This window comes from Staphylococcus sp. TE8, assembly GCF_000692055.1.
In the GTDB taxonomy this organism is placed as follows: domain Bacteria; phylum Bacillota; class Bacilli; order Staphylococcales; family Staphylococcaceae; genus Staphylococcus; species Staphylococcus capitis.
Genome location: NZ_JMGB01000001.1, coordinates 861,600 through 877,127 on the forward strand (window position 1 = coordinate 861,600; position 15,528 = coordinate 877,127).

1 protein-coding gene (cut by a window edge) is annotated in these 15,528 nt (G+C 32.0%); it reads right to left on the bottom strand.

Annotation, left to right across the window (positions count from 1 at the left end; all coding sequences use genetic code 11):
• On the bottom strand, positions 1-15,528 hold the 3' portion of the coding sequence (ebh, locus tag CM54_RS04160; RefSeq protein ID WP_037549151.1) for a hyperosmolarity resistance protein Ebh. The gene runs 13,887 nt beyond the window's last position; only the last 15,528 of its 29,415 coding nucleotides appear in the window; the start codon falls outside the window, past its right edge — the gene reads right to left on this strand; its stop codon occupies positions 1-3.

The window sequence follows — 15,528 nt, forward strand, 5'->3', positions numbered from 1 at the left end:
TTACTTTTTTGAGCGCTTTTTGTTTTTAGTAGTACCCTTTTTTGACTTAGTGTTTGAAGAAGGACGTTGAGTTTTATTTGTTTTTGCTTTTTTCGAAGAACATGTCTCTCTTCCTATCTGTTTGTTCTCCTCTTTTTCTCTTTTATTTTTCACTACAGGAATTGCTTTTTTATTGTCTTCTTCAATAACAGTTTCTTCTTTATCTTTTTTTCGTTTAGCTATAATCAATGGTTCTACTTTTTTAGAATCGGAAATATGAAGATCCTTCTTATCATTCAGTTTTTCTTCTTCCTCTTCTTTTTTACGTCTTTTAGCAAGCGCTAGCCAGAATCCTGAAAGTAAACCAGTTAGTGTGATGAAGCCTACTGCTTTGCCAAAGTCATCGATAACTCGATTGATGAAATTATTATCATGATGTTTAACATGTTTAGGATCATCTTCTTTGTGTTTATTCTTACCTGATTTAATACCTGAGTGACTTAATACTTCTTTGTAAGATTCTGTTTGACCTATATGACTTTTTACATCATTTTCTCTTAGACGGACGTCTTGTTTATAAGCGTTGTTAGCAGCGCGTTGTTGATTGGAAATTGAATCAAATGAACCTTCTAAACCTACTTCCATGATTCTACGAATACCATTCAGTAACGCGTCTTGGACTTCTTTGATTGTTTTAGCACGATGAATTGCATTCATAGTATCTAATTCTATTTGTCTAATACGATTGATTGCTAATTGTCTTTGGTATTGACTTGCTGACATATCATTAATAATTTGTTGAGTTCTATTATTAACAACGTTATTGAGTCTACGTTCAGCTTTATGTTTTTCACCGAGTAAATGAGCTTGTGCAATGATGTGATCGCGTTGCGCTTTGAAATCTTTGAGAATGCGTTTGAGTTCGTCTAGATCTTTTGCATTTTTAATCATGTTATTAACTTTAGATTCAAGATCTTTTAGTTGATGATTGAATTGAGCTTGTTCTTCAGGTGATAAATCAGAAATATGTTTAATTTCTTGTACACCTTCTTGTGTAAGTTTATTAACTTCAGCTTTATTAGCTTCTTTAGCTTTGTCCAATGTAAATTGTCTAGGATCAAAATGATTAATATCATTTAAATCTTTATTTTGATTATTTTCAACATCTTTTACATTAGTTGAATTGTTAATTTTATCAATAGCTTGATCTTTAAGTTTTTGAACTTCAGCTTTAGCTTGTTCTTTTTGCTGTTCGGTTAAAATTTTATCTTTATCAATTTCATCTAACTTTTGTTTAGTAGCTTGATCAATTTGTTGTGATGCTTCATCTTTTGCAACTTGAAGTTCTTTTTCAATAACATCTACAGGGACATCGACAATAACTGATGTATCGTTCGCAAGAGTCACTTCAACTTTCGCAGTTAGGTTATCTGCAACTTTACCTGTGTTAGGTAATGAAATGATTCTAACTTTAAGACCATCAGCTAAAGTCATGGCACTTTCAATTTCACTAAGTGTAATCGTAGCACCTCTATGCACGATGACTTTTCCTGTAACTAACGCATCTTGTAAGCTTAAATCAGGACGATGAAGTATTGATGGCTGTTGATCAGTATCCCATATTACAATTTTCGCAATGTGGTTAAGACTATCATCTTTAACTTTGTTAATTTGATCTACAGAATTAGAGTTCTCTATTTGTTTAATAGCCTCTTTTTCCGCTTTATTGATTTCAGCAAGTGCGTTTGCTTTTTGCTGGTCAGTCAAATCAGGATTGTTATTGATTGCATCTCGCTTACGTTGTGCTAAATCTTTAATTGATTGTTTAGCTTGTTCTTTTGCAGATATGATATCTTGAGTACCTTTCATTAATTGATCTGCTTTAGCTTTTTCATCTGCAACAGCTTGTTTATTAGTAGCACGATCAATCTCGTTTTTAATGTTCTCGATTGCATGATTTAAATCATCTTTGAGTTTCTCTTTTTCTTGATTAGATAAATTAGGGTTTTGATCAATATTATTCAATAAACCTTTTAATTTTTGATCGATATCATTATTAGCATCAATTTTAGCTTTTGGTAATTCATCAGCATGCGTATGTTTAATAGCTGTTGTTCCTTCATTTTCAGCGTTATAAACGCCTGTATTAGAACTTGCATGATCAATATCAGCATTAGCATGTTTAGCTGCATTCTCTACAGATTTAATAGCTTGTGCTTTTGATTCATCTGTAGCATTAGCATGATTGATTTCATCAAGTTGATGTTTAAGTGCATCGTCAATAGCTTTATGTGCAGCTTGTTGAGCATTTTTAAGGCGTTGTTCACCATTAAGTGCGTCTTTAGCATCTTTAATCGCTTGAGTCATACCTTCAATAACAGTGATATCTAAGTTGTCGCCATCTTTTTTGTTTAAAACATTATTAGCTATATTTATCGCATTATCAAATTGTAATTTTAAATCTTCGTCTGCATTTTGATAATTAATACTATCTTTAGTAGATTGGTTTAATTGTGCAACGGTATCTCTAAGGTCTTTCATTGCATCATTTAGACTTGAAGCATTATCTACTATGTTTGTTATATCTTTAATATTATCAGATTTATTAATCTCATTTGTTAAATAATTGTTTTGAGCATTATTAAGAGTATCAAGTTGTTTTATAAATTGTTTAGATTTCTCTTTAGCTTCGGCAAGACGTTGTTCACCATTTAATGCATCTTTAGTGCTATCAATTGCTTGAGATAATCCTTGAATATCTCTTTCGTTGAGGTTGGCGCCTTTAGTTTTACTTAATGCTTCTCTAGCGTCTTTAATTGCTTTATTAAATTGACGTTTTAAATCATAGTCGGCATTAATGTAATTGATGCTTGATTTAACAGGATTAACTGTTTCTTTTAATTTGGCTTTTAATTCTGACATAGAATTATTTAAATCTGATGCAGTAGAAACGATTTGCGATAAATCTTTTAGATTATCAGTATCATTTGCTTGTTTAATTGAGTCTACACGTTGAGCATTATTTAAATCTTTTAATTGATTAATAAATATCTCAGCTTTAAATTTAGCTTTAGCAAGACGTTGATCACCATTTAATGCTTCTTTAGTATCTTTAATAGACTGAATTAAGCCTTGAACTTCTTCAATTGAAGCAGGTTTACCTGTAGCTTTAGACAATGTATTTCTTGCTTGTTGAAGCGCTTGATCAAATTGATTTTGTAAATCCTCGTCTGCATTGATGTAGTTAACACTCGCATGAACAGGTGTTGCATTACTTATTAAAGCATTGTGTAAATCTTCCATAGCTTGATTTAATTCAGTAACTTTCGAGATTGATTCAGCTAGTGAATTAAGATCTTCTGAATTAGTGATACTATTTTCAGCAACTTTACGTTGAGCATTATTTAAATTTGATAATGTTTGAACGTATTCTTGTGCTTTAGCTTTCGCTTTAGCAAGACGTTCTTCCCCGTTGAGAGCATCTTTCGTATCTATAATTGCTTGTTTTAAACCGTCTACTTGATTTTCGTCTAAGTCTTTACCTGTTGATTTGGCTAGGGCTTTTCTAGCGTTATTTAATGCTTCATCAAATTGATTTTTAAGATCGTTATCAGCATTAATATAATTTGAGCTCGCTTGAACAGGTGCAGCATTATTGATTAAGCTATCTTTTAATGCTTTCATAGCGTTGTCTAAGTTCATAGATTTGTTAATTAGACGAGATAATTTAGTTAATGAATCTGTACTTGCTACATCTTTGAGTGCATGAGTTAATTGAGCTTTATTAATGTGATTTAAACCTTCTATAAATTTATCTGCTTTCAGTTTTGCAGCTTTCAAACGTTCAATACCATTTAAAGCGTCTTTAGTTTCTGAAATTGCATCTATAAGTGCGTCAACAGCTTCGAAATCTAGGTTTTGACCTTTAGTTTTATTAAGAACATTTCTAGCATTGTTAATCGCTTGTTTAAAGTTATCTCTTAATTGTGTATCTGCATTAATATAGTTGATGCTCGCCTTAGTTGGTGCATAGTTATCGATAATTGATTGAGCTAACTCGTGCATGATGTCATTTAAGTTTGTTCCATCATCAACGATGTGATTAATTTCAATCAAATCATGAGATTGATTGATCTTATCTACTAAAGCGGTTCTTTGAGCATCATTAATTTTATCTAATGAATTAATGTAAGCTAAAGCTTTAGGTCTAGCCTCCACTAATCTAGCGATACCATTTAAGTCATTTTTAGCGTGGCTAATTTGATGAATTGCTTCTTCTATTTCTTGTTGTGTTGCATTTGTTTTAATTACGTTTTGAGCGTGCTCTAAAGCATCATCATATGCTGTGATTCTATCATCATCTGCTTGACGATAATTATCTCCATGCTCAACAGAATCAGCATCATCGATAAATTGTTTTAATTGTCCCATTGCTTTATTTAGAGCTTGGGCATTTGCTTTAGCAGTTGCTATTTCATCAAGTTTAGTAGCATGTTGAACGTTATCTTTGGCTGTTTGTTGTTGACTCGCATTTAAATATTTAAGTTGATCGATAGTATTATTTGCGTCAGTTTTAGCTTCTTGCACACGTTGATCACCATTAAGGTTTTCAGAAGCTTGATTAAGTTGATTTAGAACTTGCTCTACTTGTTCTTTATTAGCATCTGTACCATTAGTTTTATTAATTATAGCTTCTGCATTATTAAGTGATTGATTAAGTGTTTCTTTTCTATCATCTGAAGACTCAGTATAGTTAGGTGACGCTTTATCTATAATCACTTGTTGGGTTTTATCCTTAAGAGCTTTCATGTCGTTATCAAGATCTTTAGCTTGTTGGAGCAATTGTTTTACTTCTGTTCTTAAAGGCGCATTTTTAATCGCTTTAACAATTGATTGTTTTTGTGCGTCATTAAGGTTTTTCATATCATCAATGTCATATTGTGCTTTAGCTTTATCGTAGGCTAATTTTTCAGCGCCAAGTAGATTGTTCTCAGCAGCCAATACTCTATTTTTTATAATATCAACTTTATTAGGTTCTAATGTTGGATTAGTAGTTTGATTAATCAAATCTTTAGCTTCTGTTACTTTTTGATCATACTGGTCTTGGAATTTAGAATCCTCGTTTAAGTACTTACTACTATTTTTCACATTATTACTTTCAGCTACGACATTTTCTAAAGATTTCATTGCTTGATCAAGTGCTTGCGCGTTATTTAAGTTTTCTGCTACTTCACTACGAGTTTTAGAATTAGTATTTTTGTTGATGATTTGTTCGCGTTGTGCTGTATTAAGATGAGTTAAACCATTAATTGTGTTTGCAGCATCTTGTTTTGCTTGGGCAAGTTTTTGATCACCGTGTAGGTTGCTTTGAGCAGCTTCAAGTCCATGCGTTAAGTTATTTATTACAGTTGGATCCATTTCAGGGTTATCCTGTCTATAAATAACTTTTTCTATGTTTTGAAGTGCTTGTTTATAAGCATCTTGTTCAGGTTGATCTTCATTAATAAATTGGCTACTATTCAAGACATTTGTACTTTGATCGAAGACATTGTTAAGTGCATTCATAGCTTTATTTAATGCTTGCGCTTTATCTAGAGCTTGAGTCACTTCAGCTCTTGTATCTGCGCCATAGATTTGTTTAGCAATGTCGCCACTTTGAGGTGAAGTTAAACTTGATAATTTACGTAATTGTTTAGCAGCTTCGTCTTTGGCAATGTTAAGTTTATTTAAGCCATGAAGGTTATTTTTCGCATTTCGAACATTATCAATGGCACTTTGGATGTCGCTAACAGACATTGTTGGTTGAGTCGTTTGATGCAATATATTCTCTACGTTTGTGACAGCATTATCATACGCCTGTTGTTCGGCAGGGTCTTCATTAATATAATCACTAGAATTTTTAACTTGATCTTTATCTTTGATACTATTTTCCAAAGCTTTCATCATGTTATTTAAAACATCTGCTTGTCCTATGATTTGTTGAACCTCAGCTCTAGTTGGTGCATTGTCAATTTGTTCATTAAATGCTTGTTGTTGAGCTGTGTTTAAATGATTCAATGTAGAAATAGTTTGATGAGCAGTTTGTTTATCTCCGTTTAGTAATTTTACACCATTTAAGGCATCTTTAGCCTGATTAACTTGTTGAGTCAACTGTTCAATTGTGTCTTTATTTAATGTTGGATTGTGCTCATTGATAACACTTTCTGCATCAGTTACTGCATGATTATAAGCTTGTTGTTTATCTTCGTTTTCATTGATGTATCTACTTTCTTGTCTTACAGTCGCTTGATCTTGAATACTGTTTCTTAGTTTACCCATTGCATCATTAAGTTCTTGTGCAATATGCATTTGCTGAGTAACGTTATCTCTGGTTGTAGCTTTATTAATAAGTGCTTTTTCAGCAATTTTCTGAGGAGTGTTTAAATTACTTAAGCTATCGATAACGTTATTGGCATTTTCTTTAGCTACTTGTAATTTATGTTCTCCCTCAAGAGCAGTAACTTTTTGTTTTATTTTATTAATCGTATTTTCGATTTCGTCATTTGACATAGTAGGTTGTGTCGTTTGATCAATGATTGCTTGGCCCTGTGCAATAGCATCGTTATACGCTTGTTGCGCTGTACTATCTTCATTAACATAATTGCTAGTTTTTCTTACGCTATCTTGTTGTCCCACAATGTCTTTAAGTTTTTGCATTTCGGAATCTAAAGCTCTAGCTTTGTTGTAGACATTATTAACATCAGAAACTCTAGTTGCTTGTTGTATTTCATGTGTTAAAGCTTCTTTTTGAGCTTGGTTAAGATTATCTAAATGATTTACTGCATATGTTTGTGTGCGTTTATCATCATTAAGTACACGTTCGCCGTGAAGGTTATTCTTAGTTGTTTGAACATTTGAAGTATCACGCTCTATTACTAAAGGATCCATAGTTGGATTAGAAGTTTGATTAATAATTTGTTGAGCATGATCTACAGCATTGTCATAAGCATTTTGAATACTTGGTACTTCATTGATGTAATTGCTTGTTTGTTTAATATCATTAGCATCAGCAATACTGTCTCTTAATTTTTTCATTGCTGTATCTAATGGTTTAGCTTTATTAACTGTAGCAACGATGTCTGGTCGTGTTTGGGCTTGTTGAATTTCATGATTTAGCTCGTCTTTTTGAGCTTGGTTCAAGCTCTTCATTTGATTAATACGTTCAGTTGCTTGTTGTTTATCTTGTTCTAATTTTTGTTCTCCATGAAGATCATTTTTAGCAGCGTCTAGTTTTTGAGTAACTTCATTAATATTTTCTGGAGACATATTAGGGTTATCTTGTTGATCTACAATTTGTTTAGCTTGGTTTACATAGTTATCATAGTTTCCTTTTTGAGCTGTATCTTCATTAATGTAATTACTAGTTTGTTTTACAGTTTCATTGCCAGCTAATGCGTCTTCTAATTTTTTCATCGCATCGTTAAGTTGGTTGGCTAATTTAGCTACACTTTGAACACCAGGTCTCGTAGTTGCATCACGAATTTCTTCCTCAAGTTCTTGTCTTTGCGCATGGTTTAAATGCGTTAAATGATCTAAAGTATCTTTTGCATTTGTCTTATCAGTCGCAAGTTTTTGATCTCCATGTAAATTGTCTTTAGCTTGAGTAACTTCATTTACAATATTTTGAACATCACTATTGGATAATGTAGGGTCAGGATTGTCGTTGATAATGTTCTTAGCTTTTGTTACCGCTTGATTATAAGCAGCTTGTTGTTCAGGGTCTTCATTAATATATTTGCTACTATGAAGAACTTGTTCATTATCAGCAATTGAATCTCTCAGTGCTTTCATTGTGTTGTTAAGTTGTTTTGCATTTTCCAATACTTGAGCAACTTGAGTTTTAGTCGGTGCATTGAAAATGTCATCAACTAGCTTGCCATGTTGACCGTTAGTCAAATTGTTAAAGTTGTTTAATTGTGATGAGGCCTCTTTTTGGGCTTCAAGCAATTTATCGCTACCATGTAAATTATTAAGTGCTTGATTAACATTTGCTAAAGCTTTATCTATTTCTCCTTTGTCCATAGTAGGAGGTTGAGCATTGATTAAATCTTTAGCAGCTTGAATTGCTTTATCGTAGGCATTTTTTTGAGTAGGATCTTCATTAATATAATCACTACTTTGTTTAACGTTACTAGCGTTGTTGATAGCTTGTTGCAATTGTTTCATTGAGTCATTTAATTGATTAGCGTCATTAATGATGTTATTCACTTGTGCTTTAGTTGACGCTTGATTAATCAATTCACGTTCTTTATTCTTTTGAGCCTCTGTTAGTCCATCTAATTTATCAATAGCTTGATTACCAGTTGTTTTAGCTTCAGTTAACTTAGCTTCCCCATTTAAGTTGTTTTGAGCATTAATGATAGTCTGAGTCGTTTTATTAATTACATCTTTGTTAAGCTCTGGTGGTTGTGACGTTGTAATAATTTGAGTACCTTGGTTGATGGCAGAATCATAGTTAACTTGATTAGTGTGATCAGCATTAATGTATTTACTTTCTGTTTTGACTTGATTTTCTTTATCTACTTCAGCTCTAAGAGATTTCATGGCTTCATTAAGTTCTTTTGCTTTTTGAAGTGCCTCTTGAACACCAGATATAGTTTGAGATTGATTAACTAATGTTTTTTCTGCTAATACTTGTCCAGGATTAAGTGATTCTAATCGATCAATTTGACTATTAGCTTGATCTTTCGATTCTTGTAGTTTTTGTTCACCATGTAAAGCTTCACTTGCACTTTGTAATTGATTTAATGCTTGCTCAATTGTAGTTTTATCTAAAGTTTTATCAGGTACTGCATTAATGATATTCTTCGCTTTTTGTAAAGCATCATTATAAGCATTTTGAGAGGCTGGGTCTTCATTAATATAGTTACTTGATTGTTTAATGCTATTCTCTAGATGAACTTCGTTCTCTAACTGATGCATCGCTTCATTTAATGCTTTAGCGTTATTTAAATCACTTTGAACTTCTGTTCTTGAAGGTGCACTATTAATTTCTTTGTGCTCTGCTTGTCTTTGAGGGTCATTCAAGTTTCTTAATTGATCTATTTCGTTATTAGCATCTTGTTGAGCTTTTTGTAATTTTTGTTCTCCATGAAGATCGCCTTTTGCTAGTTCTATATTTTGAATAGCATTACTAATATCATTTTTACTTAATACATCAGTAGTATTTCCACTGATGATGTCTTGTCCGCTTTGAATAGCTTTATCATATATTCTTTGAATTTCAGGGTCTTCATTCAAATAATTGCTTTGCTTATGAACGCTAGGTTGTTGTTCAACTAATGATTTGAGTTTGCCCATTTCGCTATTAAGTTCATTTGCTTGGTTAACAATTTCTGCTACTTTTTGTTTAGTTGTAGCTTGATTAATTAAATTATTTAGAGCTTGTTTTTGTTTATCATTTAAGTTCGGTAAATGATTTATAGTTTCATTAGATTCATTTTGGCTTTGAGTTAATTTATCTGCACCATGTAATGCATCTTTAGTTTCTTTTACTTTTTGAGCAGCAGCATTAATTTCTCTTGGATCCATCGTTGGATCATTTTGTTGATTTAACAAATGTTCAGCATTACTCAAAGCATTATCATAAGCTATTTTCTTATCTGGATCTTCGTTAATGTAGTTACTAGAGTTAAGCGTATCGTTTTTGTCGGCAATACTTTGTTTCAATTCTTTCATTGCTTGATTTAAAACTTTAGCTTGTTCTAATTGATGTTCCACAGCTGTTCTAGTTTCAGATGCTTGAATATCCTGAACTTCTTTGGCAGTTTGAGCACGATTTAAGTTATTCAAACCATAAACATCATTTATTGCGTTGTTTTTGGCTTGTTGTAATTTTTGTTCTCCATGTAATCCATGTTCAGCGCTATTAATTTGTTGAATAACATTACTAATGTCACTTCCATTCATTGTTGGATCGTTATGTGCATCAATAATTGCTTGTCCTTTTTTAATAGCATTATCATAAGCTTCTTTTTGAGGTGTATCCTCGTTGATATAGTCACTAGTTTGTCTAATATTAGAAGCTTTTGCGACAGCTGCTTTTAATTCTTCCATTTCATTATTAAGGAATTTAGCTTCTTTTAATTTTTTACTTATCTCAGTTCTATGTGTTAACTGATCTATAGCTTTATCTAAGGCGTGTTTTTGAGAATCAGTTAAACCTGTTAAGTTTCCAATTTCTTGTTTAGCATTATTTTTATCGTCTTGAAGTTTTTGAGCTCCATTTAAAGCATGTTTTGCGTTCTCTAATGCTTGAGTAGCTTGATTAACACTTTGAGGATCCATAGTCGCATTAGTTTCAGTAATAATATTGTTGATATTATTAACAGCATCATCATAAGCGTGTTGTTGAGTAGAATCTGCATTTGTATAATCACTACTTTGTCGTACTTGATCTTGATCCTTAATACTAACTCTCATAGCCTTCATAGCGTTATTAAGCTCTTTAGCTTTTTGTAATTCTTGAGATAATCCATCTAATGTCGTTGCATTGTTTAAATTATCTTCAAGTTTTTTACGTTGCGGTTGATTAAGGCTATTTAATGTACCAAGTTCTTTGAGTGCCTCTTTTTGAGCAGCGTCAAATCTTGATTGACCATTTAATGCGTTTTGAGCATCATCAATTTTATTAATCAATTTTTGAAGTTTAAGATGATCTAATGTATCAGGATGATTATCTATTAATTCTTTAGCTTCTTTAATAGCATTATCATAAGCCTGTTTAGTAGCATCGTCAGCATTAACATAATTACCTGATTGGTGTACTATGCTTTGTTTTGCAATTTGATCTTTAATGTCTGACATATCACTATTTAATTGTTTAGCAATATCTAGTTGTTTTTTAACTTCGGCTCTAGTATCAGCGTTATCAATTAATGGTTTAAAGTGAGCTTTTTGTTCATTAGTTAAATCATTTAAATGATTTAATTGATCATTTGCTTCTTGTTTAGCTTGTTCTAATTTTTGCTCGCCGTGTAAATGATTAACAGCATTCTGGATGTTGTGTAGCGCATCATCAATTTTATTTTTATCTAATGTTGGATTAGAAGTTTGATTGATAATATCTTTAGCAGCGTTTATAGCGTTGTTATATGCTTTTTGTTGTTCTGTATCTTCATTCTCAAACTTACTACTAGATGTAATTGCTGGATCTTGATTAACTTGATCTTCAAGTTGTTTCATGGCATTATCCAGTGCTTTCGCTTCTTTAAGTTTTTCTGCTACTTGCTCTCTAGTTGTAGCGCCATCGATAGCTTGTTTTAAAGCATCTTTTTGTGGTTGATTAAGATGCGTCATATGATTAATTGAATTATTAGAAGTGTCTTTTTCATTTTGTAGACGTTGCTCACCATGTAAATTATCTGTTGCTGTTTTAATATTATTTAATGCTTTAATGATATCTTGTGGATTGATATTTGGATTATTAGTATTTTTGATAATGTCTTCAGCATGTTTAATCGCGTCGTCATATGCTTGTTTTTGAGCAGAATCTTCATTGAAATAGTTACTACTTGAATGAACGCTATCCTTAAGGGCAACTTGATTTTTAAGTTGTTCCATTGAGTTGTTAAGTTGCTTAGCTTGTTCAAGTTCTTGTTTGATATCATCTCTACTATCAGAATGGTTAATTAATTCTTTAAGTTTCTCACGTTGGGCATCTGTTAAGTTAGTCAAATTATTTAGCTCTTTTGAAGCAGTAGTTTTATCTTGATTTAATTTTTCTACTCCATGAAGGGCTTGTTCAGCATTTTGTACAGCCTGAGTAGCTTGTTCTATAGTGCCTTTATTGAGTTCTGGATTTTGAGTCGCATTAATAATATCTTCAGCACGTTGAACAGCTTGATTATAATTTGCTTTTACAGTTGGATCTTCATTTAAATATTTGCTTTCGGATTTAACTTGATCTTGGTTAGCGATACTTTGTCTTAAAGCTCCCATAGCACGATCTAAATCTTGAGCAGTTTGCAAGATTTGTTGAACTTGCTCAAGTGTAGGTGATTGATTAACTAATTGTTTCTCAGCAGTTTTTTGAGCGTTATTTAAATTAGTTAAGTTAGTTATGGTTTGATTCGCAGTATTTTGAGCTTCTTCTAATCTATGATCACCATCTAATGCAACTTTGGTATTATTTACTGTTTGTGTTGCTCTTGAAACATCGTCTTTATTAATAGTTGGTTGATTTGTACCATTAATGATGTCTTTAGCATGCTGAACAGCTTGATCATATGCTTGTTTTTTTGTTGGTTCAGCATTAATGTAGTTACCATTTGAAATAATTGTGGCATTATCTTTAATACTCTCTTTTAAAGTACCCATTAAACCATTTAATTCTTGAGCTGCTGTTACATCTTGATTTACATTCGTACGTGTATCTTGACTATCTATTATTGAATCTTCCATGTGTTTCTGAGCATCATTGAGATTTGGTAATTGAGAGATAGCTTGTTTAGCACGATCTTTATCTTGTTGTAACTTAGTATCACCATGCAAATTCGACTCAGCTCGTGTAACGGCGTTAGTTAAATTATTAATAGCGTTTGTATCTAATGTTGCTTGAGTTTCATCGATAACCTGTTGTGCATTGGTAACAGCGTTATCATATGCTTGTTGTTCAGATTGATCTTCGTTTATATACTTACTACTATTTTTAATCTCTGCTTTATCTTTTATGCTTTCTCTTAAACCATGCATAGCAGTATTTAAAGTTTTTGAAGATTCAAGTAATTGATTAACCTCTGTACGAGTTGTTGCAGCTTTAACTTTTGCAATTTCCGCAGTTTTTTGTGGGTCATTAAGACTCGTTAAACCACTTATCTCAGTTTCTGCTGATTGTTGCTCTTTTTTGAGTTTTTGAATACCGTGTAAAGCATTTTCCGTATTACTAACAGTGTGAGTTAATTGTTCTATTTCTGCTTTATCTAAGACTGGATGAGTATTGTTATTAATAGTACTTTCAGCATTATTAACTGCATTATTATAATCACGTTGTTGAGTTGGATCTTCATTGATATAATTACTACCTTGTTTGACTTGGTTTGTATTTTGAATGCTATCTCTTAAAGCTTTCATCGCAGTATTTAATCCATTAGCTTGAGTTAATAGTTCTTGAACTTTAGGTCGAGTTTCTGCATTAGAAATGAGTTTATTTATTTCGCGTTTTTGACCATCGTTAAGACTAGTTAAACCATTTACATCCTGAGTTGCAGATTGTTTAGCTGAAGCTAATTGACTTACACCATCGAGTGCTTGTTGAGTTTGTTGAACACGTGTTAACGCTTGTTGAATTTTATCTTTATTTAATTCAACTTGAGGTGCGGCGTTAATGATGTTTTCAGCATTTTGTAGAGCTTGGTCGTAGGCGGAGATCTTTGTAGGATCAGCATTGATATAAGCACTACTATGTCTTACTTCATCTTTATTGTTAATACCATCTCTTAAGGCTTTCATTGCATCATTTAACGCTTTAGCAGATGCTAAATCTTGTGCAACGTCAGTTCTTGTTGTTGCTTGATTTACTTGATTCTTTTCAGCACTTATTTGTTGAGGATTTAAGCTCGTTAATCCCTCTATCTCCCTATTAGCATTTTGTTGATCAGTGTGTAATTTATTTTCACCATCTAATGCATTTTTAGTTGTGTTGATTTGGTTAGTTGCTTGTTCAATTTCACTTTTATTCATTACTGGATCGTGTGTTTTATTAATAATGTTTTGTCCAGCTCGAATAGCTGCATCGTAATTATTTTTAGGTTGTTGATCTTCATTGAAATAGTTACTTTGTTGATGAACTTGATTTTGTTGATTAACAGCATCTCTTAACAATTTCATAGCATTATTTAATTCTTTATCAGTAGTTAATTGTTGGTTAACATCTGGAATTGTGGTTTGTGCTTGAATATTTTGGATTGCTTTTTGACGTTGTGCATCGTTTAATCCTGAGAGTTTATTAATTTCACTAATAGCATTATTTTTAGCATTGTCAAGAAGACGTGCTCCATGTAATGCATTTTGAGCATTAGTTAAGTTTTGAACTTTTTGTTCAATTACTGTTTTATCTAAAGTAGGCTTACTACTTTCATTAATGATTGATTGTGCTTGTTGAAGCGCTTGATCGTATGCGCTTTTATGTTCAGGAGTCTCATTAATATAATCACTACTTTGTTTTACTCTAGTACTTTCGGCAACTTTATCTCTCAACTGTTTCATTGAGTTATTCAAAGCTTTAGCTTCGTTAAGTTGATTTGCAACGTCAGTTCTAGTAGTTGAACTATTTACAAGAGCCTCTTCTCCAGTTTTTTGAGGATCATTTAAATAACCTAATTGATTGATAGTTTGATTAGCTTCATTTTTAGCTTGTTGTAATTTATTAGCACCATGTAAAGCATTTTTAGCGTTATTGATTTGATTAATAGCTTGGTCAATTGTTGTTTTATTCATAATTGGATTTTGTTGACCGCTAATAATGTCTTCGCCATTATCAATTGCATTATTATAAGCATTTTGTTGAGCTGTATCTTCATTAATATAGTCACTTGAATGGTGAACTTGATCCTTAGCGTTGACCAAATTACGCAAAGTTTTCATAGATTGATCTAATGCTTGAGCTTCACTTAAAGTGCTAGAAACTTGGTCTCTAGTTTTAGCTGAACTTATAGTGTTATTTTCATTGGATTTTTGGGCATTAGTTAAACCATTGAGATTGTTAATTGTTGCTTGAGCATCTTGTTTAGCTTTAGCTAATTTAGTTTCTCCATTTAAGTTATTAATCGCTGAATTAATTTGATTAATAGCTTGTTGAATTGAATTTTTATCTAATTCAGGGTGCTGAGTTTTATCTTTAATTGCTTCAGCATTCGCTATGGCAGAAGTATAAGCGTTTTGTTGAGCTGTATCTTCATTTATATACTTACTACTACTTAAAACATTATTCTTATCATTTATAAGATTATTAAGTTGTTCCATCACTTTATTAAGTTCTTTAGCTTTACTTAATTGTGATGCAACTTCTGGTCTTGTTTGAACTCCATTAATCAATTCTTTTTCTTTAGTTCTCTGAGCATTTGTAAGTTGATTTAATGAATTTATCGTATTATCCGCATCTTCTTTAGCTTTACGAAGCTGAGCTTCACCATCTAAGGCATTTTTGGTAGTTATAATAGCTTGTGCTTTTTGATTAATAATATTTGGATCTAAAGTCGCTTGTTTTTCATCAATAATACCTTTAGCTGTATTAATAGCATCTGTATAAGCTTGTTGTTTATCTGGTTCAGCATTAATGTAATTACTTTGAGTCGGTACATTAGCGTTATCAGTAATGTTTTGTCTTAGCGTATGCATTGCATTGTTAATAGTTTTAGCTTTTTCCAACTCTGATGATATCTTAGTTCGTGTATTAGAGCTATCTATTACGCCTTTAATAGCCTCTTTTTGAGGTGTGTTTAAATTAGATAATTTATTTAAAGAATTATTTGCACTAGTTTTATCAGCTTCTAATTTTTGTTCACCATGAAG